The sequence below is a fragment of the Actinoplanes xinjiangensis genome, assembly GCF_003148685.1.
Classification (GTDB): domain Bacteria; phylum Actinomycetota; class Actinomycetes; order Mycobacteriales; family Micromonosporaceae; genus Actinoplanes; species Actinoplanes xinjiangensis.
Genome location: NZ_QGGR01000010.1, coordinates 186,592 through 207,769 on the forward strand (window position 1 = coordinate 186,592; position 21,178 = coordinate 207,769).

The window sequence follows — 21,178 nt, forward strand, 5'->3', positions numbered from 1 at the left end:
AGGGAGCGGGCGTCGTCGGAGGTGCGATGGCGATAGTCGTCGTAATTGCGGGGACGTACCTCGGCTATCAGCAGTTCGCCGCCTCGGGTTGCTCCGGGTCCGTGAAACTCGCGGTAGCCGCCGCTCCAGAGATCGTGCCCGCCGTGCAGTCGGTCGCCGATCAGTGGACCAAGGCGGGTGCCGAAGTCGACGGCACCTGCATCGCGGTCGACGTCACCGACGAACTCCCGGCGACGATCGCGAGCGCGGTCACCCGCGACCATTCGGTCGCCCTCATCGGTCTGAACCCGGCGCCCGAGGCCGTTCAGGTCCCCGACGTCTGGATCCCGGACTCCTCCACCTGGCTGCTGCGCATCCAGACCGAGGCCGCCGGCTTCCTGCCGCGTACGGCCACGTCCGTCGCCCAGAGCCCCCTCGTGCTGGCGATGCCGGAGCCGATCGCGAAGACCTTCGGCTGGCCGAACAAGTCGATCGGCTGGACCGATCTGCTGGCGAACTTCAACACCGGCGAGCCGCTTCAGGTCGGCATCATGGACCCGACGCAGGACGCGTCCGGTCTGACCAGCCTGCTGGCGCTCAGCCAGGCCTCCGGTGCGGCCGGCGGTGACCCGATCGAGGCCCTCAAGGCCAAGTCGCGGGCGCTCACCGCGCTGGACACCAACAAGGCGGTCCTGCGCGAGGAACTCGTGGCGAGGTTCCCGAAGTCGGAGACCGACATCGGGAGCAGCAACACGGTGAGTGCGGCGCCGCTGTCCGAGGAGGACGTGGTCGCCTACAACGCCGAGCGCCCGGCCATCCCGCTCAGCGCCATCTACATGGAGCCGAGCCCGGCGCCGCTGGACTACCCGTACACGATCATGCCGCAGGTGGTGGACAAGCAGAAGTCCGACGCCGCCGAGGGGCTGCTCGAGCAGCTGACCGCCGCCGGTGCCAAGAACGCGCTGGCCACGGCCGGTCTGCGGGCGCCGGACGGCACCTACGGCGCGAACTTCCCGGCCCCGATGGGCGCCCCCAAGGCGTCCCCGGCGGTCACCCCGGCGGCCACCAAGTCGGCCGAGGGCACCGCGGGTTCGGCGGCCCTGACCGGCGGCGACCTGAGCGCCGTGGTCGGTGGCTGGATCGCCACCACCAAGCCGGGCCAGGCGCTCACCGTGTTCGACACGTCCGGCTCGATGGCCGAGGCGGTGCCGACCGCGGGGGGCAAGACCCGGGCGCAGGTGACCCAGGCGGCCGCCAGCGTGGGCCTCTCGCTCTTCAGTAACAAGTGGTCGGTCGGCGTCTGGCGGTTCTCCACCAACGAGAACGGCACGAAGCCGTGGAAGTCGCTGGTCGGCATCACGTCGCTGACCACCGGCCGCGAGGAGCTCCAGAACTCGATCGCCAGGCTCGACCCCAACCGGGACGGCGGCACCGGGCTCTACGACACGGTTCTCGACGCGTACAACCACGTGAAGAAGAACTACTCCCCGCAGAAGATCAACTCGGTCATCCTCTTCACCGACGGCGCCAACGAGAACCAGGCCGGCCTCACCAAGGAGCAGGTCGTGGCCGGGCTCAAGAGGGCGCAGGACCCGAAGAAGCCGATCCGCCTGGTGCTCATCGGCATCGGCGACAAGGTCAGCGTGGACGAGCTCAAGATGCTGCGGGACGCCCTCCCCAACAGCAACAGCGGCGTCTTCCTGGCACCCGACCCCACGCTGATCACCAGCATCTTCGCGCAGGCCATCGGCTCGCGGACGGGCGTCATCTAGGCACCACCGCGCCACAGGCACCTCAGCGGCCGCCGTCCCTCACCCGAGGGCGGCGGCCGCCGCCTTTGCCGCACCTCCCGACGATCAGAAATCCCGCGACGGTACGGCCCGGGCGCCCCACCCCGCGCAAAAGGTCCGGACGGCGCACCGTCCGCAGGCCGGCCGCCCCTGCACACCCCCGACCCTCGGCTCGCCTGGTCAGGAAGATGACGCGGTCGGGTCGGCTGGCCGGGGACCGATCAGGAGACGCGGCGGAGCCAGGCCGCGGGATCCTCGCGTACTCCGCGGATGATCACGTCCGCCGCGCCCCGCATGGCCGCGTCCGTTCCGAGTGCCGCCGCCCGCAACGTGACCGGCGCGAGCCCGGCCGTCAGCACCCGCCGCCGCAGCTCGGCCTCGATGCCCGCCCGCAGCGAACCGAAGATCGGCGCGTAGGCGCCACCGAGCACGATGACCGGCACGTCGAGCAGGTTGACCACCGCGGACAGCGCGATGCCCAGCGCGGCGGCGGCGAGCTGCTCGTCGCGGGCCAGTGCCTCCTGCCCGGCGTACTGCTCGAGGCAACCGCGGGCGCCGCACCGGCAGGGCCGCCCGTCGGGATAGACGGTGACGTGCCCGATCTCACCGCTCCACCCGCGCACACCGCGGTACAGCTCCCCGTCGAGCACCAGCCCCGCCCCGATGCCGATCTCCCCGGACACATAGAGGAACGAGTTCCTCACCTCACGGCGAGACGCGCCACCTGAAGGAGAGAAGGCGGCGGAGGCCGAAGAGGCGACGGGTGAAGAGGCGGCCGAGGGTGACGGCACGGTGGAGGGATCGGCGGCCCCCGGGATGTCGCCGGAAGTATGCGAGGCCGGGTGGCCGACGGTGCCGGCCGCGGCGCCGCCGGCGACCCGTAGCTCGCCGAGGGCTGCCAGGTTGGCCTCGTTGTCCACGGTGATCGGCAGGTCGGCCAGTTCCGGGACGGCACGCAGGGCGGCGACCGCGTCGACGTCCTGCCAGCCGAGGTTGGGTGCGACCCGGACCACACCGCCGGCGACCAGGCCGGGCACGGCGAGGGCGGCGCCGGCGACGATGAGACCGTCGGCCTCGGCGGCGAGCCGCGCGGTGGCGGCGAGCCGACCGAGGGCGGCGAGGGCCTGTGCCGGGTCGGCTGGGCGCTGGTCGGCGTGTTCGACGTGGCGGTGGCGGACGGCGCCGGTCAGGTCGACCACGCAGGCGGCCAGGTAGTCGACGTTGATCTCCAGTCCGAGGCCGGCCGGCCCGGCGGAGGTGAGGGCGAGGCCGGCCGCGGGACGTCCGGCGCCGGTGCGCGGGGGTGGGTCGACCTCGATCAGGAGGCCGCCGGCCACTAGGTCGTCGACAAGGGCGGAAACGGTCGCGCGGGTCAATCCGGTTGACCCGGCGACCCATGCCCGAGATGGCGGATCTGTGCTGTTTGCCACGGTGTGCAGCACCAGCGCGAGATTATGGGCGCGCACGCTCGCCTGGCGCACCGGAGTTGTGGAGGCGGCCAACACGCTCTTGACAGTGCCATACCGCAGTCAAATAATTCAACCACTAAACAATTTCCGGGAGGTTACCCGTGTCCGTCCAGCCCACACGCGACGACAAGTTCTCCTTCGGCCTCTGGACCGTCGGCTGGCAGGCCCGCGACCCGTTCGGTGACGCCACCCGCCCGGCCCTCGACCCGGTCGAGGCCGTTCACAAGCTCGCCGAGGTCGGTGCCTACGGCATCACGTTCCACGACGACGACCTGGTCCCGTTCGGCGCCGACGCGCAGACCCGGGACGGCATCGTCGCCGGCTTCAAGAAGGCCCTCGACGAGACCGGCCTGGTCGTGCCGATGGTCACCACCAACCTGTTCACCCACCCGGTGTTCAAGGACGGCGGCTTCACCAGCAACGACCGCAACGTACGGCGCTACGCGCTGCGCAAGGTGCTGCGCCAGATGGACCTCGGTGCCGAGCTGGGCGCCAAGACCCTGGTGCTGTGGGGCGGCCGTGAGGGCGCCGAGTACGACTCGGCCAAGGACGTGCAGGCCGCCCTCGACCGTTACCGTGAGGCCCTCAACCTGCTCGCGCAGTACTCCGAGGACCGTGGCTACGGCTTCCGGTTCGCGATCGAGCCCAAGCCGAACGAGCCCCGTGGCGACATCCTGCTCCCGACCGCCGGCCACGCCATCGCGTTCACCCAGGAACTCGACCGTCCCGAGCTGTTCGGCATCAACCCGGAGGTCGGTCACGAGCAGATGGCCGGGCTCAACTTCACCCAGGGCATCGCCCAGGCGCTGTGGCACGGCAAGCTCTTCCACATCGACCTGAACGGCCAGCACGGCCCGAAGTACGACCAGGACCTGGTCTTCGGCCACGGTGACCTGCTCAGCGCCTTCTCCCTGGTCGACCTGCTGGAGAACGGTGGCGTCGACGGCGCCCCGGCCTACGACGGCCCGCGTCACTTCGACTACAAGCCGTCCCGGACCGAGGACTTCGACGGCGTCTGGGAGTCGGCCCGCGCCAACGTCAGGATGTACCTGCTGCTCAAGGAGCGGGCCAAGGCGTTCCGCGCCGACCCCGAGGTGCAGGAGGCGCTGGCCGCGGCGAAGGTCGCCGAGCTGGGCGTCCCCACCCTGAACCCGGGCGAGAGCTACACCGACCTGCTCGCCGACCGCAGTGCCTTCGAGGACTTCGACGCCGACGCGGCGGGCGCGCAGGGCTACCACTTCGTGCGGCTCAACCAGCTCGCCATCGAGCACCTCATCGGGGCCCGCTAACCATGGCGCTGGTAGCCGGGATCGACAGCTCGACGCAGTCGTGCAAGGTCGTGATCCGCGATGCCGAGACCGGCAAGCTCGTCCGGCAGGGCCGCGCCGCGCATCCGGACGGCACCGAGGTGCACCCGGATGCCTGGTGGACCGCGCTGCGGCAGGCGATCGAGGAGGCCGGCGGCCTGGACGACGTGGCCGCCGCCTCGGTCGCCGGGCAGCAGCACGGCATGGTCGCGCTGGACGAGAACGGCGAGGTGGTCCGGCCGGCGCTGCTGTGGAACGACACCCGCAGCGCCGGCGCGGCCGCCGATCTGATCGCCGAACTGGGCGGCGGAGCGGCCTGGGCGGACGCGGTCGGCATCGTGCCGGTGGCCAGCTTCACGTTGACCAAGCTGCGCTGGCTGGCCCGTCACGAGCCGGCCAACGCGGCGCGGGTCGCGGCGGTGTGCCTGCCGCACGACTGGCTGACGTGGAAGCTGTCCGGGTCGACCTCGCTGAGTGACCTGCGGACCGACCGCAGCGACGCCAGCGGCACCCTCTACTGGTCGGCGAAGACCAACGAGTACCGGCGTGACCTTCTGGAACTCGGCTTCGGCCGGGATCTGATCCTGCCCGAGGTGCTCGGCCCGACCGGGATCGCCGGGCACCTGCCCAACGGTGCCCCGCTGGGCCCGGGCGCCGGGGACAACGCTTCGGCCGCACTCGGCACCGGCGCGGCCCCCGGCGACGTGATCGTCTCGATCGGTACGTCCGGCACGGTCTTCGCCTCCTCGGAGGTCTCGCCGAACGACCCGACCGGCACGGTCGCCGGGTTCGCCGACACCACCGGCCGGTTCCTGCCGATCGTGGTGACGCTCAACGCCGCCCGGGTCCTCGACGCGGCGGCCCGGCTGCTGAACGTCGACCACGAGGAGCTGTCCCGGCTCGCGCTGTCCGCTCCGGCCGGCGCCGACGGGCTGGTCCTGGTGCCCTACCTGGAGGGGGAGCGGACCCCGAACCGGCCGGACGCCACCGGCACGATCCAGGGGCTCACCCTGCGGACGTCGACCCCGGCGCACCTGGCCCGGGCGGCCGTCGAGGGCATGCTCTGCGCTCTCGCCGACGGTCTGGACGCGCTCACCGCGAGCGGTGCGGTGGCCGACCGGATCGTCCTGGTCGGCGGCGGGGCGCGTAGCGAGGCGGTCCGCCGGATCGCGCCGGCGCTCTTCGGTAAGCCGGTGGTCGTCCCGCCGCCCGGCGAATACGTCGCCGACGGCGCGGCACGCCAGGCCGCGTGGGTCACCGTCGGCGGCGACCTCCCGCCGGTCTGGTCGGCGGAGACCCCCGAGGTGTACGAGGCGGACAGCGTCCCGTCGATCCGCGAGCAGTACGCCACCGCCCGCGGCTGAACCCCCGGCTGGCTCCCACCGCTGTCTCAGCACGCCCGAGACAGCAGTGGGAGCCAGCCGTGCAAGATCCGGTCCGGCTGGTCCTCACCGCTGTCTCAGGGCGCCTGAGACAGCGGTGGGAGCCAGCTGTGCAAGATCTGGTCCGGCTGTCCTCACCGCTGTCTCAAGGGCCTTGAGACAGCGGTGGGAGCCAGCCGGGTGCCTTTTGCGTGGGTGGTTGGGGGGCGTGGCTCGTATCCCGGAAAGTTTTTGAAGTTTTTGTTGTCTCTGCTCTGTTGCGGCATCTACGTGCACAGGAACACCGGCCGACATCCCCCTCGGCCGTCATCCCCGCACGTGAGGAAGACCGCAGTGGCAGAGAAGAAATCCCGGAAACGGGCGATGCTCGGCGTCGCGGCCGCACTGGTCGTGCCGATCGGGCTCGTCGGCTGGTCGATCCTGCCGTCGAGCGCGGCGACCGCGCCGACGGCAGGTACCCCCTATCAGTTGGTCGTGAAGAAGAGCGGCAAGTGCCTCGACGTGCCGTCGGCGTCGACGGCGAACAGTGCCCTGCTGCAGCAGTGGGGTTGTACCGCGAACTCGACGTGGCAGCAGTTCAAGCTGGTCGCGTCGGGGAGCAACTTCCTGATCCAGAACGTGAACAGCGGCAAGTGCGTCGACGTGCCGTCCGCGTCGACGGTCTCTGGCACGCAGGTGCAGCAGTACACGTGTGCCGCCTCGCAGACCAACCAGCAGTGGCGGCTGGCGGCGTCCGGGACCGACACGTTCCAGATCATCAACGCCGGTAACGGGCTGTGTCTCTCCGACCAGGGCGCGTCGACGGCGAACGGTGCGGCGATCATCCAGGAGACGTGTACCGCCAACAGCAACAAGCAGTGGGCGTTCACGGCCGTCACCGGTGGCTCCTTCACCGTCGCGGCCGACGGCACCGGCAAGTACCGGACCGTCCAGGCGGCGATCAACGCGGTTCCGGCGAACAACACCAGCCGGGTCGAGATCACCATCAAGCCGGGCACCTATCGCGAGGTCGTCACGATCCCGTCGAACAAGCCGTTCATCACGCTCACCGGTGGCGGTGGCTCCGCCGCACAGACCGTGATCGTCTACAACAACTCCGCCTACACCAGCGGAACCTCGGGCAGCGCCACGATGTTCGTCAACGGCAAGGACTTCGTCGCGAAGAACCTGACCGTCTCGAACGACTACGACGAGAACACCTACGAGACCGGTGACCAGGCCGTGGCGCTCAACGTCGGCGGTGACCGGACCCGGTTGGACAACGTCCGCCTGCTCGGTGACCAGGACACGTTCCTGCTCAACAGCGGCCGCACGTACGTCAGCAACTCGTACGTCGAGGGCACCGTCGACTTCATCTTCGGCTCCGGCACCGGTGTCTTCAACGCCACCAGCGTCTACGAGAAGCGGACCACCGGTGGTCCGATCACGGCGGCCCGGACCGATGCGGCAAACCCGTACGGCTTCCTCTTCTACCGGTGCACGATCACCGGCGCGACGAACAACACCACCCAGCTCGGCCGCCCGTGGGGCCCGAACGCGCAGGTGCTGTTCCGCGAGTCGAGCCTGAGCGCCACCATGAAGACCGCCCAGCCCTGGACCGACATGTCGGGCAACGTCTGGCAGAACGCCCGGTTCCTCGAGTACCGCAACACCGGCGCCGGCGCGACCACCAACAGCAACCGGCCGCAGCTGAGTGACGCGCAGGCCGCGAACTACACCCCGCAGAAGTACCTGGCGGGCACCGACAACTGGAACCCGGTGGGCTGATCATGAAGAAGAAGCGCATCCTCCTGGCGACCGCCGTCCTCGCCGTTCCGGCCGCCCTCGTCGGCTGGTCGATCCTCCCGTCGAACGCGGCGACCGCGCCGACGGCCGGCACCACGTACCAGCTGATCGTGAAGAAGAGCGGCAAGTGCCTCGACGTGCCGTCCGCCTCGACCGCGAACAGTGCGCTGCTCCAGCAGTGGGGCTGTACCGCGAACTCGGCGTGGCAGCAGTTCAAGCTGGTCGCGTCCGGCGGCAACTTCCTGATCCAGAACGTGAACAGCGGTAAGTGCCTCGACGTGCCGTCGGCGTCGGCCACCTCCGGCGCCCGGCTGCAGCAGTACACCTGTGCCGGCTCGCAGACCAACCAGCAGTGGAAGGTCGCGGCGTCGGGCACCGACACGTTCCAGATCATCAACGTCGGCAACGGGCTGTGCGTCTCCGACGAGGGCGCGTCGACCGCGAACGGCGCCGCGATCATCCAGGAGACGTGCACCGCCAACTCGAACAAGCAGTGGGCGTTCACCCCGGTGTCGTCCTCGCCGGACCGGACCTGGCCGTCCACCCCGGACGGCTTCGCCTCGACCGGCGGCGGCACCACCGGCGGCGCGGCCGGGACCACCGTCACCGTCACCACCCTGGCCGACCTGACGAAGTACGTCACCGCGACCGAGCCCTACGTGATCAAGGTGGGTGGCCCCATCACGGTCACCCCGAAGGGCACCGAACTCAAGGTCAAGTCGAACAAGACCATCGTCGGCGTCGGCACGAAGGGTGAGATCGTCGGCGGCGGCTTCTTCCTCGGCGCCGGGGTCAGGAACGTCATCATCCGCAACCTCACCATCCGCGACACCCAGATGACCGACGACGACCCGGACGACAAGACGTACGACTTCGACGGCATCCAGATGGACACCGCCGATCACATCTGGATCGACCACAACCGGATCACCCGGATGAACGACGGCATGATCGACAGCCGGAAGGACACCACGTACCTGACCGTGTCCTGGAACGTGCTGGAGACCGGCAACAAGGCGTTCGGCATCGGCTGGACCGAGAACGTGACCGCGCGGATGACGATCCACCACAACTGGATCAAGGGCACCAACCAGCGGAACCCCAGCACCGACAACGTCGCGTACGCCCACCTCTACAACAACCACCTCCAGAACATCACCTCGTACGGCAACCTGTCGCGCGGTGGCACGAAGATGGTTCTGGAGAACAGCTACTTCGACAACGTCGCGAACCCGTTCTACAACGACACGTCGGCCGCCCAGCTCAAGCAGAGCGGCAGCATCGTCAAGAACTCCTCGGGCAAGCAGCAGACCAACGGATCGGCCTTCGACCCGAAGAGCTTCTACCCGTACACCCTGGACGCGGCCGCCGACGTCCCCGCGTTGCTGGCGAAGTACGCCGGCCCGCAGGCCGGCATCGGCGGGTGAGCCGAGGAGGTGGCGCCGCCCGGAGGTGGCGCCACCTCCGCATTCACCCACGCTAACCTTCTCCGGTGATGGGCAGGGGCGGCACGGTGCACCGCGGATACAGCGTGGTGGTCTTCGTCGTCCTCGCCGCTCTCGACAACATCGCCATCGGCATCGTCCCGCCGCTCTACGGCAGCATCGGCGCCGAACTCGGCGTCAGCGAGGCGCACATCGCGCTGGCCACCACGATCATGTTCCTGATCAGTGCGGTCGCCGCGATCGGGTTCGCGTACGTCGGCGACCGCACCGACCGCAAACCGGTCCTGGTGGCGGGCACGGTGATCTGGGTGCTCGGTACCGCCTGGTCGGGACTGGCCGACGGCTACGGCACGTTCCTGGCCGGGCAGGTGCTCGCCGCGTTCGGGCTGGGCGGGGTGGCGTCGGTCAGTTTCTCGGTGGTCAGCGATCTGATCTCGCCGCGGCGGCGCGGGCTGGTGATGAGCTTCTGGGGGCTGTCGCAGGGGGTCGGCACGCTGGCCGGGACCCTGATCGGCGGCCTCCTGGGGCATGCGGACTGGCGCCGGCCGTTCCTGGTGACCGCGGTGGCCGGGCTGATCGCCACGGCGGCGTACCTGTTCACCTTCAACGTGCCGCGCGGCGACAGCCAGCCCGAGCTGGCCGGCATCGACTACGAGGAGCGGATCCACCACGAGGACCTGCCGGTCATCCTGAAACGGCGGACCAACATCTGGCTGATCCTCCAGGGCGGCACCGCGCAGATCGCGTTCGGCTCGATGGTGTGGCTGCCGGTGCTGTTCCGGGCCCGGGCCGAGGACCAGGGCTACACCACCGGCACGGCGGTGCTGATCGGCAGCGTGTTCGCCACGATCTTCCAGCTCGGCGCGGCGCTGTCGATCCTCGGCGGCCTGGCCGGGGACCGGTTGCAGCGGCGTACGCCCCGCGGGCGGGCCCTCGTCGCGTCGGTCGGGGTGCTGTCGGCCGTACCCCTGTATGTGGTGTTGTTCTTCGTCCCCATGAAGATCACCGTGCCGGACGGTGAGGGGACCGCCGCGGTGGTCCGCGGTGTGCTGGCCAATGTGGTGACCGAGCCGACCGTCGGGATCTGCCTGGTGGTGGCGGTGTTCGCGCTGATGCTGACGTCGGCGAACTCACCGAACTGGTTCGCCATGATCGCCGACGTCAATCCGCCGCAGCATCGCGGCACCGTCTACAGCCTCGGCAACCTGGTCAACGGTGCCGGCCGGGCCGGCGGCAACGTGCTGGTGGCGGTCGCCTTCGCGAGCCTGGCCGGGGCCTACCCGCCGCCGCTGAACTACGCGGTCGGGCTGGCCGCCTTCCAGATCTTCTTCGTGCCGACCGGCATCATGTACTGGCTGGCCAGCAGGACGGTGGCGGTGGACATGGCCGACACGCACGCCGCCCTGCTGGCGGTCGCCTCAGAACACCGACCAGACCGTCACGTCGGTGGGGACCCGCCCCTGGGCGTCGAGGGGCTCGCTGCTCAGCAGGACCCGGGCACCGGGCGGTAGGGTCACCGGCTCGGCGCCGAAGTTGGTCACCACGGTCACGTCGCCGTTGCGGAACGCCAGCGCGCTCTCGTCGCCCGCCAGCCAGACCAGTTCCCCGGAGCCCAGCTCGTGGTCACGCCGGGTGGCCAGCGCCGTCCGGTACAGCTCCCAGGTGGAGCCCGGCACGTCGATCTGGCGGTCCAGGGCGTACTCGGCCCAGATCTTCGGCTGCGGCAGCCAGCTGGCGTCGCCCGGCCCGAAACCGTAGGACGGGGCGTCGGCCTCCCACGGGATCGGCACCCGGCACCCGTCGCGGCCCCGCTCGGTGTGCCCGGACCGCTCCCACGCCGGGTCCTCGCGGAACTCGTCGGGCAGCGTGGTGTGTTCCGGCAGCCCCAGTTCCTCGCCCTGGTAGAGGTAGGCTGAACCGGGCAGGGCCAGCATCAGCAGGGTGGCCGCCCGGGCCCGGCGCAGCCCGAGGCCGGCGTCCGGCTGCGGGTCGCCGGCGCCGATGCCGGGCTTGCGCCCCTCACCCGGCGGGAAACCGAGCCGGGACGCGTGCCGCACCACGTCGTGGTTGGAGAGCACCCAGGTGGTGGTCGCGCCGACGGCGTCGTTCGCGGCCAGCGACGTGTCGATGATCTCGCGCAGCTCGGCCGGCGACCAGGGCGCCTCCAGGTACGGGAAGTTGAACGCCTGGTGCATCTCGTCCGGGCGCACGTAGCGGGCCAGCCGCTCCTCCGGCTGCACCCACGCCTCGGCCACCAGGATGCGGCCCCCCGGGTACTCGTCGAGGACGGCCCGCCACTGCCGGTAGATCTCGTGCACGCCCTCCTGGTCCCACATCGGTGGCGGCGGGCCGACCGGGTCCAGCCCGCCGAGGATCACCGACGGGGCCGTCCAGTCGGTCAGCTCGGCGTCCTTGATCAGGCCGTGCGCCACGTCCACCCGGAACCCGTCGACACCGCGGTCCAGCCAGAACCGCAGGATGTCCAGGAATTCGGCGCGGACCTCCGGGTGGTCCCAGTTGAGGTCGGGCTGGGAGACGTCGAACAGGTGCAGATACCACTGGCCGTCCGGCAGCCGCTCCCAGGCGGAACCGCCGAAGACGCTCTGCCACGAGTTGGGCGGATCCTCGCCGCCCCGCTCGCCGTCGTGGAAGATGTAGCGCGCCCGCTCCGGGCTGCCCGGACCGGCCTCCAGCGCGGCCCGGAACCACGCGTGTTCGCTGGACGTGTGGTTGGGCACCAGGTCCACGATGATCTTCAGCCCCAGCTCGTGGGCCGTGGCGATCAGCTTGTCGGCGTCACCGAGCGAGCCGAACCGCGGGTCCACGCCGCGGTAGTCGGCGACGTCGTAGCCCGCGTCGTGCTGCGGGCTGGGGTAGAACGGCGACAACCAGACCGCGTCGACGCCGAGCCGCCGCAGCAGGGGCAGCCGCGCGGTGATACCGGGCAGGTCGCCCATGCCGTCGCCGTCCGCGTCGGCGAACGATCGGGGATAGATCTGGTAGATGACCGCGTCCCGCCACCAGGCGTCAGTAGGCATGGCCCCCACGGTAGTTCGGGGCCGGCCCCTACTCGTCGAGGATCGCGGCGAAACGCTCCTCGGCGAGGTCCATCTGGTCCAGGATGTGTTCCTTGGCCTGCGTGGACAGTGGCGTGTCCGGCCGCCCGACGAGTTCGCGCAGGGTGGGTACGAGCGGCCGGTACTTGCGGGCTGAGCTGGTCGCCTTCTCCAGCGTCGTGTGGATCACGCCGACCCCGTTGTCGGTGAAGTCGGAGATCTTGATCACCCGGGCCCACGGGTCGTTCTCCAGGTTCTCCGCGACGTGCAGCCGGTACTGCTCGTGCTTGTCCCGGTCCGGGTCGTACTGCGGGTTGGTGACCGACCGGACCAGCTCGGCGACCCGCGGGTTGAACCGGCGGGCCAGCTCGGCCACCGCCGCGTCGGTCAGCTCCGCATGCGAGGCGCCCGCCTCCAGCTCGGCCAGCTCGGCCGGGTGGTCCTCGACCGCGTCGTGCAGCAGCGCGGCCACCAGTACGTCGACGTCCCGCACCTGGTAGTACCGGATGATCCGGATGGCGACCCGGAGCAGATGGTTGACGTACGGCTCGCGGACCCGGCGGTCGGCGGCGTGCAGCACGGACGCGAGATCGAGGGCCTCGACGAGCTGTTTGCGCTCGTCGACGGGAAAGGACTCCAGTTCCAGGGCGAATCGGTCACGTAGGCCGGCTTCGCCGTACACCTCGGTGATGGCGTGCAGTGGCATCGAGAGCAGCATCCTTGGCGCCATGACGAACAGGTATACCGGATGACGGGCGGGGATGGGCTTCGATCAGCTGCCGGATGTGGCCGGTGGGGCGGCCTGCGCCGGAGAGGGTGACGGGCGGGGCGACGAACGTGGCCCGGGAGAGGGACGGCTCCCGGCGGCCCGGCCACCGGCGGCGCGGCTCGCGGCGACCGCCCGGGCGGCCGGGGTCAGGCGCATCGCTCCCATCGACGTGTGTTTCGTCATCCACGGCTGCGGCGTCTCGGCGTGCACCCCCCGCTTCTGGATTCCGGCCCCGTCGGTGAACTCCTCCTCGGTCATCGCCTGCAGAGCGCTCAGCGCCACCCCGACGATGCTGGCCGTGGTGATCAGGATGATCGGGACGAGCATGGTGAGCGGCCGGATGCCGCCCGCGGCCGGCGCTCCCGGCGTCAGCTCGATCGACATGGCCGCCATGCCGGTGTAGTGCATGCCGCAGACCGCGACGGCCATCACCGCGGCCGCGCCGGTGACCTGGGCCCACCCCCGCACCGAGACGGCGAACCAGAGCGCGATCGTGCTGGCCGTGATGGCGATCAGCCCGGACGCGGCGACCAGCACCGGGGAGTAGTGGATGGTCGCGGAGACCCGGATGCCCTCCATGCCGGTGTAGTGCATGGCGATCACGCCGGTGCCGGTGAGCAGGCCCGCCGCCACCGTCCTGGTGACGCTGCGTTCGCCGTGCCCGACGATCATCAGGCCGATGCCCACGGTCGCCACGGAGAAGACCAGGCTGAGGACGGTGAGGGGGAGGTCGTACCGGACCGGGCTGACCGGGACGTCGAAACCGAGCATGGCGGAGAAGTGCATCAGCCAGATCCCGCCACCCCCGATCGCGAACGCGCCGATCGCCAGCCATCGATTGCGCCGGCCCCGGTTGTGGGCGTCGCGGGCCCGGGCGGTGCAGAGCAGCCCGAGGAAGGAACCGAGGAAAGCCAGCAGGTACGCGGCTATCGGGTTGTAAGCGCCATAGGTGAAGTGATGGACGTCAGCCACGCCGGGATTGAGTCAGATATCCGCGGGCGTACATCGCACGTTGTGTGCGGCGGCGCACGAAAGAGAAGAACCGGGGCCACCGAGGCTGTGTCCGTTATGGACCAAGCCGCGGCGACCCCGGTTCAGGATCGGGTGTGCAGATTACGCAGGTTACCGAGGGGGCTCAGGACGATCAGGTGAAGATGCTGACGCCGCCGGGGCCCACCAGGAGACCGACGATGATCAGCACGACACCCCAGAGGATCTGCCGCCGGAACAGCGCGAGAACACCGGCGACCACGAGGATTACGGCGAGAATCCAAAGCAGAAGGTCCATGTCATCTCGGATACCCGGTGCCTCGAAATCGGAAACCTGGGATCAGGCCGACACGAGTTCGGAATCCACGGACTCGGAGAGCAACTGGTACACGTTGTACGCCTGCTTGATCACCGGGTGGGCGACATTGCGTACGGGCACCCCACCGGGCGTACGGCCACGCTCCGATCCGTGGTGCGCGTGCCCGTGCAGGGCCAGCGCGGTCGGTGCCGAGTCGACGGCGTTGCCGAGCTGGTAGCACCCCAGGAACGGGTAGATCTCCAGCGGTTCACCGGCCAGGGTCTCCGGCACCGGGGCGTAGTGGGTGAGCGCGACCAGGGCGTCACACTCGACCGAGCGCAGCGCCTCGCCGAGCCGGGCCGCGATGTCCTCGGTGACGCCGACGAACGTCTTCATCTCGCGCTCGCCGAAATTACTGGCGCACGCCCCGGCGAACCCTCCGCCGAACCCCTTGGCACCGGCGATGCCGAGCCGGTGACCGCGGATCTCCAGGACCGTCGACGAGCACTCCAGCACGGTGATCCCGGCGTCGGTGAGCACCTCGGTGACCTGCTGTTCCTGGTCGCTCTGATGGTCGTGGTTGCCCAGCACCACCACGACCGGCACGGCCAGACCACCGAACTCGGTCGCGAAGCACCGCGCCTCCTCGACCGTCCCGTGGCGGGTCAGGTCGCCCGCGATGAGCAGGGCGTCGGCGCGATCGGGCAGCTGTTCGAGGGCGGGCCGGTAGCGGCCCACCACATCCTTGTCCACGTGGACGTCGCCCACGGCGGCGATCCGGATCATGAAATCTCCTCCACCTCACTCGGGGCCTGCGCCCGGGTGATGCCGATGTCGCACGTGATCTCGATCTCGGGGAAGTGGCTGCCGATCTGCCGGCAGATCTCGTCGCGCCGTTGCACGCTCTCCACCTCCCCGCCGAGCACCACCACGTTGTCCCGGCGGTGCACGGTGATGCCCTGCTCGGCGACGCGGTCGTGCTCGGTGAGCAGCCGCTGGATCTCGGCCTCGAGATCGATCTGATTGGTCATCTCATCCCCCTACCCTCAATTCCGTCGCCCCGGGGAACGGCACCACGTCCAGGCGGTCCAGCAGGACCAGGAAGGCCTCGGCGTACGGGGACGCGACGGTCTCCCGGCGTACGCGTTCCCAGTCGATCTGCTCCCGCAGCGAGCGGGCGACGGGCAGTCCGGTGGCGAAGTCGCAGTAGTGCTGGCTGTAGCTGAGCAGCTTGTGAACCATCAGCCGGGACGCGGAGAGCACCGGCATGTAGATCGCCTCGACCGAGATCTGCTCGGTGTCCTTCAGTGTCTCCTCGTCGACCGGAGACTCGACCGGGCGGTAGATCAGATCCGCCATCCGGCCCTCGTCATAGACCTTGACCAGCCAGTCCTCCGGCGGCTGCTCGGTCTCGAACCCCACCGCCGCCAGCTCCTGCAACGCCCGATCCTTATCCTGTTCGCGGATCAGGAAGTCGACGTCGTGATCGCTGGAGTAGCCGCCGCGGGCGTACACCGCGAAGCTCCCGCCCAGCGCGAAGGGGATGTCCGCGCTCTTCAGAGTCGAGGCGACCCGCTTCAAAGTGATGGCCAAACCCTCGTCCACACGGTGTGGCATGCCGTCCTCCTGTCCCGTGTCCGGTTCGTGAACGACTACCCGGAGTTGCGGCACCTTGAACCAACACGATCATTCTGGGTGACCATTCGTGCCCGCCGGTGCGGAACAGAAGGTGCCGACGGGGACTACCGTCATTTGGTATGGCTCTCCTCGCGCAGTCCGGACCGGCCCCCGTCCCCTCCAGCGGGCCCCGCCGGATGCCGCGCACCATCGCCCTCGTCGGTATCGACGGCTCCGGCAAGACCACCCAGGCGCGTGTCGTCGCCGCTGAACTGGCTGCCGCCGGGCACCCGGCGGCATACCGGCAGAACGCCGGCGGCCGCCACTGGTTCGGCCGGATCGCGCTGATGATCGGCCGGACCGATGCCGAGGACCTGTTCGGCCGCCGGGGCACCCTCGTCGTCGAGTCCATGCTCCGCTGGCTGGCGATCGCCCGGACCCTGCTGCGCCGGGCGGCCCGCCGGGAGATCGCGGTGATGGACCGGTATGCGGTCTGCCAGTTCGCCAGCCTGCACGCGCACGGGGCCCGCCCGTCCGCCGAGCGTTTCGCCCGCCTCGCCTACCGGCTGTTCCCGCGGCCGGACGTGACGTTCTTCCTGGCCGTCGATCCGGAGATCGCGCAGGACCGGATCGAGCGCCGTGGCTACGACACCGAGACCATGGAGTATCTCCGGGCCGCGGATGCCGCCTACCGGTCGTTGCGCGAATACCCCACGTTCGTGGTGATCGACGCCAACGGCACTCCGGGTCAGGTCACCAAGGCCATCCTCGCCGAGCTGGGCCAGGCCTGACCGGGTTCTCAGGCTGACCGGGTTCTCAGGCCTGGCCGTAGACCGGGATCTGGGCGCCGCTGATCCGGGCGGACGCGTCCGAGGCGAGAAAGAGGACGGTCTCGGCGATCTCGGCCGGGCTCACCCAGCGGCCGTGGTCGGCGTCCGGCATGGCGGCCCGGTTCGCCGGGGTGTCGATGACGCTGGGCAGGACGGTGTTGCAGCGCACGTTCTTCTTGCGGTATTCGACGTCGACCGCGGCGGCGAAGGCCAGCACGGCGGCCTTGGCGGTCACATAACCGGCGGCGCCGGGGAAGGGGGACACCGCGGCCCGCGACGAGACGCACACCACCGAGCCGCCGCCGGCCCCGATCAGGTACGGCAGCGCCGCCGCCGTGGTCAGGTACGTGGGCCGCAGGTTGATCGCGAGCATCGCCTCGAAGTCGGCGACCGGGGTGTCGGCGATCAGGCCGGCCCCCGCGTACCCGCCGACCAGGTTGACCACCGCCCGCAGCGGCGCCTCGGGGTCGCTCGCCGCTGTCCCGGCCGCGGCCCGCACGGCCGCCTCGTCGGTGAGATCCGCCTCCACGGCGACCACCCCGGCGGGCAGCCGATCGGCCGTCCCGGGCCGCACCGGTGCCACCACCCGCCAGCCCGCGGCCAGGAAGGCGCTGATCGTGGCGGTGCCGAGCCCGCCGTTGCCGCCGGTCACCAGAGCCGTGCGCATGGAGATCATGGGGGCAGCCTGTCACACCGTCGTGGGTGTGCTGTTCCTCACTTATCCCTCGAACCTGGCCGCCACCTGGGAATGTCTCGCGCTCCTCCGGCGTCACCCGTGTGGGCGAGTGAAGTGTGGCGTGGCGTGGCGCATTGTGACCGGTGGTCCCGTTCGGCCCCCGGACGCGGGATCTTCGCGGAGGCGTTTGTTTCAGGCTCGTCGAAGCCCGGCCGATGCTGCACATGAACCCCAGGAGCGCGAAACCCGTACTCGGGGGTGACGAGCATCGCGCAGCGCAGGGTGATGCCCGTCGCTGTGACGATGAGAGGCCGATGGTGTTATGAAGCGGGTAGAGGGTATCCGATCGTCAGCACGACGATCGCGACGATGCCGCATCCAGCTTTCACGCACTGGGCTCTCAGGTACCACCCAGACATTCGTGACACTTTCGATCCACCAGCCGGAATCAGTGCGGCCAGCAATTTGTTGTGTAGATGTGTCAGCAACCGCAATGCACGAGCTGCGGACGTTACGGGAGAGGGCTGATGGACGCAGGTAATGCCCGTAACAGGGTTAGTGACGGCAATGAGGGGACCGTGGGCCACGTGGAGAAGAACACCGTGATGCGTACCGACCAGGTCGCCGAAGAGCGCGACCTCGTCGGAGTCTACCTGCACGAGATCTCCCGGACGCCGTTGTTGGACGCCGCACGGGAGGTCGAACTCTCGAAGGCAATCGAGGCGGGCCTCTACGCCGAGCACCTGCTCGAGACGGGCGAGGAGCGTCGCGGCGTCAGCCGGGAGGAACTGGAACGTCTCGTCACCGAGGGCCAGCGCGCGAAGGACCTGTTCATCCGGGCCAACCTTCGGCTGGTCGTCTCCATCGCACGCCGCTACGTCCGGTCCGGCATGCCGATGCTGGACCTCATCCAGGAGGGCAACACCGGCCTGGTCCGCGCGGTCGAGAAGTTCGACTACGAGCGCGGTTACAAGTTCTCCACCTACGCCACCTGGTGGGTGCGCCAGGCGATCAGCCGGGCCATCGCCCAGCAGGAGCGCACCGTCCGGCTCCCCGTCCACCTGGTCGAGGACGTCAACCGGATGCGCAACGTCACCCGCCAGCTGGTTCGTGAGCTGGGTGCCGACCCGGAGCCCGACCAGATCGCGGCCGCGCTGGGCGTCACCGTCGAGCGGGTCAACGAGCTCACCCGCTGGGCGCAGGACACCGTCTCCCTGGACACCCCCGTCGGCGACGACGGCGACACCAATCTCGGTGACCTGGTCGCCGACAGCGACGCCCCGAGCCCCGAGGAGATCGTCCTCAACGCGCTCGAGCGGCAGCGCATCGAGGGCCTGCTCAACCACCTGGACGACCGGTCGGCCGGCATCATGCGGGCGCGGTACGGGCTGGAGGACGGCCGCGAGCACTCGCTGACCGAGGTGGCGTCCCGCTTCTCGCTGAGCCGGGAGCGGATCCGCCAGCTGGAGATCCAGGCGCTCGGCCGGCTGCGTGAGCTGGCCCGGGCCGAGGGTCTTCAGGCCGCCTGACCAGGGTCTGACTGAAACGATCAAGGCCGGCTCCCCGCGCGGGGTGCCGGCCTTCTCGTGTGTTCCGGGACTACCTCCGGCTGGTTGTCCGCTGCCGCCCCCACGTCGTCGGGACGGCAGCGAGAACCGGCCGGATTCCGCTACCTGATCCGGCCGTAGCCGTTCGGGGTCATGATGTCGATCGTCCGGTGCAGTACGTCCCGGCCGGCCGACGGCGCGTCGATGATCTTGCCGCCGCCGACGTAGATGGCGACGTGCCCGTTACTCCGGTAGAACACCAGGTCACCGGGTTGCAGGTCGGCCCGGCTGATCCGGGCGGTGGCGCTGTACTGCGCGGCGGCGTTGTGGGGCAGGGACCTGCCCGCTGCCGCCCAGGCCGCCGAGGTGAGGCCGGAGCAGTCGTACGAGTTCGGGCCGGCGTCGCCGTAGCCGTACGGCTTGCCGATCTGGTTGAAGGCGAAGGTGACCGCCTTGCCGGCCGAACCCGGGATGTCGGGGATCGTGCCGGTGTAGGAGCCGCTGTTCTCGGTGGGGCTGCCGAAAGCGGCCTCACGCATGTCGTACAGCTTCTCGAGGTCGCCCTCGATCTTCTTCTTGCGGTTGGCCAGCTCGGTGACCTGGGCGTTCTGCTTGTCCTGGGTCACCTTGAGGGCGGCCTTGCGCTCGGCGAAGGTCGTCGTGGTCACGGTGAAGGCGTCGATGTCCTGCTGGTTGGACTTGGTGATCTGGTCGAGCACCGCCAGGCGCTCCAGCAGGGTCCGCGAGTCGCCGCTCACCAGGACCGTCATCGCGCCGGTACGGCCCTGCATGTAGGTGGTGGTGGCGATGGTCTGCACCTTGGCCGTGGCGTCGGCGAGCGCAGCCTGAGCCGGCTTGAGAGAGGCCTCCAGCTTGGCGGCGTCGGCCTTGGTGGCCTTCACGTCGAGCCGGAGCTTGTTGTACTGCTCGGTGACGTCCTCGAGCTTCTCCGAGGCCGCTTCGATCTTCTTCTTGATCTCGTTCGCGGACGGCGCCGCATGGGCGGCCGTCCCTCCCGACGTCGTGATCGCGAACGCCGTCAGCGCGACCACGAGCGCCCGGAACCGGGTACGGGGGTGTGGCACTGGTCAGGGGCCTTTCTTCCGCTTGGCCGCCTACCGGGTCGGCGGGACCGTAGGGCTGGAAGAGAGACCCTGTCCGCGTATGTATCCGGTCCGGTTGCGGTGCCCGGCGCCCCTGGGGGGTGGAAGCCGGATCACCGCTCGTCAATCGGCGGCGTTGGCCGGCGCCACCCGAGGGTTTGTGGCTGCGGACCGGACCAACCGCATTAACCTATCGACGGAAGAAAAGAAATCAAGGCCTGGCAGAGTGATTTCTACCAATAGCCGGGCTTGCGAGAATAGTCCCGATAACGGGCTGTTATTTGACCGCCGCTGAGCGTTATCTCAAAGCGGTGAACGGACTATTCGACCAGTGCCGGGGCAGCGGTGGGAACCCAGTGCCGGCTCACGTGACGCTCCGCCCAGAACGACAGGAACGGGATCGTGCCGGCCAGCATGACGAGCAGCATTCGTTTGAACGGCCACGGCACGCGTCGGGACAGGTCGAAGGTCGCGACCAGATAAATCATGTACAGGAAGCCGTGGGCCTGGCCCACCGTCTCGACCACGGTCGGGTTGTCAGCCGGGCCGTACTTCAGCACCATGCCAAAGGTGAGGGCGAGCAGACACATGCCGACGATCCAGGCGATGATCCGGTAACGGGTGAGGGCTCCCTGCACGACGGGTGACTCCTTGACTCAGGTGGTGATGCGGCCGGGGTAGTCGGACGGGCGCGCACCGGGGTGGGCGGCCAGCCAGGCCAGATAGTCGTTGTAGGCGTCCAGCTCCGGATCGTGGGCCGGGCCGGTGGCCGGCTCGACCGAGACCCGGACCGGGCGGCCCAGCGTCACCGGTGCGCCCGGGGTGGCCGGTGCTGCGGGCGGCTGCGGTGGGGACACCGGCTCGCCGGCGGGCCCGCGGCGGGCCAGCTGGACCTCACGCCACCAGATGAAGACGACGAACCCGCCGAACACCGGCCACTGGAACATGTAGCCCCAGCTGATCGAGTTGCCGTCGGCGGCGCGACTGTACTGCCACCAGCCCAGGGCCAGGCAGCCGGCGGCCAGCACGAGCGCCAGGAGATGCCGGGCGATCCACGCCGGCGTCCACAGCCCTTTCATACCCCGAGCGTACCGGCGGGTTTGGCGGCGGTCCCGTCGGGCAACCGGTGCAGGCG

The 21,178-nt window shown here is 69.8% G+C and carries 20 protein-coding genes; 8 read left to right on the plus strand and 12 right to left on the minus strand.

From position 1 onward, the window contains the following. Positions 1-26: 26 nt before the first annotated feature. Positions 27-1,751, plus strand: coding sequence for a VWA domain-containing protein (locus BC793_RS23275; RefSeq protein ID WP_109595595.1), 1,725 nt, complete (start codon positions 27-29; stop codon positions 1,749-1,751). A 239-nt stretch (positions 1,752-1,990) separates the two neighbouring features. Here BC793_RS23275 and BC793_RS23280 read toward each other — a convergent pair whose 3' ends face one another. After that, the gene (locus BC793_RS23280; protein ID WP_109595597.1) at positions 1,991-3,235 is read right to left on the minus strand and encodes an ROK family protein; all 1,245 of its coding nucleotides are present in this window, start codon (positions 3,233-3,235) and stop codon (positions 1,991-1,993) included. A 104-nt stretch (positions 3,236-3,339) separates the two neighbouring features. On the opposite strand from BC793_RS23280, the gene xylA reads away from it, so the two are divergent. The 5 genes from xylA to BC793_RS23305 all read left to right on the plus strand — a co-directional run bounded on the left by xylA (position 3,340) and on the right by BC793_RS23305 (position 10,668). Then, positions 3,340-4,527, plus strand: a complete 1,188-nt coding sequence (gene xylA / locus BC793_RS23285) for a xylose isomerase (RefSeq protein ID WP_109595599.1) — start codon at positions 3,340-3,342, stop codon at positions 4,525-4,527. A 2-nt stretch (positions 4,528-4,529) separates the two neighbouring features. Further along, positions 4,530-5,909, plus strand: a complete 1,380-nt coding sequence (gene xylB / locus BC793_RS23290; RefSeq protein ID WP_109595601.1) for a xylulokinase — start codon at positions 4,530-4,532, stop codon at positions 5,907-5,909. Between the two features lie 351 nt (positions 5,910-6,260). Beyond that, on the plus strand, positions 6,261-7,694 hold the full coding sequence (locus BC793_RS23295; RefSeq protein WP_239170264.1) for a pectinesterase family protein: 1,434 nt from the start codon (positions 6,261-6,263) through the stop codon (positions 7,692-7,694). 2 nt (positions 7,695-7,696) lie between these two features. Further along, the gene (locus BC793_RS23300) at positions 7,697-9,139 is read left to right on the plus strand and encodes an RICIN domain-containing protein (protein ID WP_109595604.1); all 1,443 of its coding nucleotides are present in this window, start codon (positions 7,697-7,699) and stop codon (positions 9,137-9,139) included. A 68-nt stretch (positions 9,140-9,207) separates the two neighbouring features. Further along, positions 9,208-10,668: an MFS transporter gene (locus BC793_RS23305; RefSeq protein WP_109595606.1), complete on the plus strand. Its 1,461-nt coding sequence runs from the start codon at positions 9,208-9,210 to the stop codon at positions 10,666-10,668. Here BC793_RS23305 and BC793_RS23310 read toward each other — a convergent pair. The 7 genes from BC793_RS23310 to BC793_RS23335 form a co-directional block, all read right to left on the minus strand. Then, positions 10,576-12,195, minus strand: coding sequence for a glycoside hydrolase family 13 protein (locus BC793_RS23310; RefSeq protein ID WP_109595608.1), 1,620 nt, complete (start codon positions 12,193-12,195; stop codon positions 10,576-10,578). The genes BC793_RS23305 and BC793_RS23310 overlap by 93 nt on opposite strands. 28 nt (positions 12,196-12,223) lie before the next feature. Further along, positions 12,224-12,919: an HD domain-containing protein gene (locus BC793_RS23315; protein WP_239170263.1), complete on the minus strand. Its 696-nt coding sequence runs from the start codon at positions 12,917-12,919 to the stop codon at positions 12,224-12,226. 66 nt (positions 12,920-12,985) lie between these two features. After that, positions 12,986-13,954: an MHYT domain-containing protein gene (locus BC793_RS23320; RefSeq protein ID WP_109595611.1), complete on the minus strand. Its 969-nt coding sequence runs from the start codon at positions 13,952-13,954 to the stop codon at positions 12,986-12,988. A 172-nt stretch (positions 13,955-14,126) separates the two neighbouring features. Beyond that, a complete protein-coding gene (locus BC793_RS50280) occupies positions 14,127-14,270 on the minus strand; it encodes a GPGG-motif small membrane protein (RefSeq protein WP_170167261.1) in 144 nt (47 codons plus the stop codon). A 42-nt stretch (positions 14,271-14,312) separates the two neighbouring features. Continuing rightward, positions 14,313-15,056 (minus strand): metallophosphoesterase family protein, encoded by a 744-nt coding sequence (locus BC793_RS23325; protein ID WP_109595613.1) that lies wholly within the window; start codon positions 15,054-15,056, stop codon positions 14,313-14,315. Further along, positions 15,053-15,301, minus strand: coding sequence for a hypothetical protein (locus BC793_RS23330; protein WP_109595615.1), 249 nt, complete (start codon positions 15,299-15,301; stop codon positions 15,053-15,055). The genes BC793_RS23325 and BC793_RS23330 overlap by 4 nt, the downstream gene beginning before the upstream one ends. A gap of 1 nt (position 15,302) precedes the next feature. Beyond that, positions 15,303-15,887 (minus strand): nucleotidyltransferase, encoded by a 585-nt coding sequence (locus BC793_RS23335; RefSeq protein ID WP_109595838.1) that lies wholly within the window; start codon positions 15,885-15,887, stop codon positions 15,303-15,305. 197 nt (positions 15,888-16,084) lie between these two features. On the opposite strand from BC793_RS23335, the gene BC793_RS23340 reads away from it, so the two are divergent. Then, positions 16,085-16,678, plus strand: a complete 594-nt coding sequence (locus BC793_RS23340) for a dTMP kinase (protein WP_109595617.1) — start codon at positions 16,085-16,087, stop codon at positions 16,676-16,678. A gap of 25 nt (positions 16,679-16,703) precedes the next feature. Here the strand turns inward: BC793_RS23340 and BC793_RS23345 are convergent, their stop codons facing one another. Beyond that, positions 16,704-17,393: an SDR family NAD(P)-dependent oxidoreductase gene (locus BC793_RS23345; RefSeq protein ID WP_203896343.1), complete on the minus strand. Its 690-nt coding sequence runs from the start codon at positions 17,391-17,393 to the stop codon at positions 16,704-16,706. A gap of 527 nt (positions 17,394-17,920) precedes the next feature. Between BC793_RS23345 and BC793_RS23350 the strand changes: the two genes are divergently transcribed. Beyond that, positions 17,921-18,922 (plus strand): sigma-70 family RNA polymerase sigma factor, encoded by a 1,002-nt coding sequence (locus BC793_RS23350; RefSeq protein ID WP_109595619.1) that lies wholly within the window; start codon positions 17,921-17,923, stop codon positions 18,920-18,922. A gap of 140 nt (positions 18,923-19,062) precedes the next feature. Here BC793_RS23350 and BC793_RS23355 read toward each other — a convergent pair whose 3' ends face one another. From BC793_RS23355 to BC793_RS23365, 3 genes are all read right to left on the minus strand, one after another. After that, complete coding sequence (locus tag BC793_RS23355; protein WP_239170262.1) at positions 19,063-20,025, minus strand: C40 family peptidase; 963 nt, start codon at positions 20,023-20,025, stop codon at positions 19,063-19,065. A gap of 338 nt (positions 20,026-20,363) precedes the next feature. Continuing rightward, the gene (locus tag BC793_RS23360; protein ID WP_109595621.1) at positions 20,364-20,681 is read right to left on the minus strand and encodes a DUF3817 domain-containing protein; all 318 of its coding nucleotides are present in this window, start codon (positions 20,679-20,681) and stop codon (positions 20,364-20,366) included. An 18-nt stretch (positions 20,682-20,699) separates the two neighbouring features. Continuing rightward, on the minus strand, positions 20,700-21,122 hold the full coding sequence (locus BC793_RS23365; RefSeq protein ID WP_109595623.1) for a hypothetical protein: 423 nt from the start codon (positions 21,120-21,122) through the stop codon (positions 20,700-20,702). Between the last annotated feature and the right edge of the window lie 56 nt (positions 21,123-21,178).

Bases quoted from the DNA above. Each gene is read 5' to 3' on its own strand.
- BC793_RS23335 (WP_109595838.1), bottom strand. From the start codon at position 15,887: ATGCCACACCGTGTGGACGAGGGTTTGGCCATCACTTTGAAGCGGGTC.
- xylB (WP_109595601.1), top strand. From the start codon at position 4,530: ATGGCGCTGGTAGCCGGGATCGACAGCTCGACGCAGTCGTGCAAGGTC.
- BC793_RS23315 (WP_239170263.1), bottom strand. From the start codon at position 12,919: ATGCCACTGCACGCCATCACCGAGGTGTACGGCGAAGCCGGCCTACGT.
- BC793_RS23300 (WP_109595604.1), top strand. From the start codon at position 7,697: ATGAAGAAGAAGCGCATCCTCCTGGCGACCGCCGTCCTCGCCGTTCCG.
- BC793_RS23310 (WP_109595608.1), bottom strand. From the start codon at position 12,195: ATGCCTACTGACGCCTGGTGGCGGGACGCGGTCATCTACCAGATCTAT.
- BC793_RS23345 (WP_203896343.1), bottom strand. From the start codon at position 17,393: ATGATCTCCATGCGCACGGCTCTGGTGACCGGCGGCAACGGCGGGCTC.
- BC793_RS23365 (WP_109595623.1), bottom strand. From the start codon at position 21,122: ATGAAAGGGCTGTGGACGCCGGCGTGGATCGCCCGGCATCTCCTGGCG.
- BC793_RS23350 (WP_109595619.1), top strand. From the start codon at position 17,921: ATGGACGCAGGTAATGCCCGTAACAGGGTTAGTGACGGCAATGAGGGG.
- BC793_RS23340 (WP_109595617.1), top strand. From the start codon at position 16,085: ATGCCGCGCACCATCGCCCTCGTCGGTATCGACGGCTCCGGCAAGACC.
- BC793_RS23330 (WP_109595615.1), bottom strand. From the start codon at position 15,301: ATGACCAATCAGATCGATCTCGAGGCCGAGATCCAGCGGCTGCTCACC.
- BC793_RS23275 (WP_109595595.1), top strand. From the start codon at position 27: ATGGCGATAGTCGTCGTAATTGCGGGGACGTACCTCGGCTATCAGCAG.
- BC793_RS23325 (WP_109595613.1), bottom strand. From the start codon at position 15,056: ATGATCCGGATCGCCGCCGTGGGCGACGTCCACGTGGACAAGGATGTG.
- BC793_RS23305 (WP_109595606.1), top strand. From the start codon at position 9,208: ATGGGCAGGGGCGGCACGGTGCACCGCGGATACAGCGTGGTGGTCTTC.
- BC793_RS50280 (WP_170167261.1), bottom strand. From the start codon at position 14,270: ATGGACCTTCTGCTTTGGATTCTCGCCGTAATCCTCGTGGTCGCCGGT.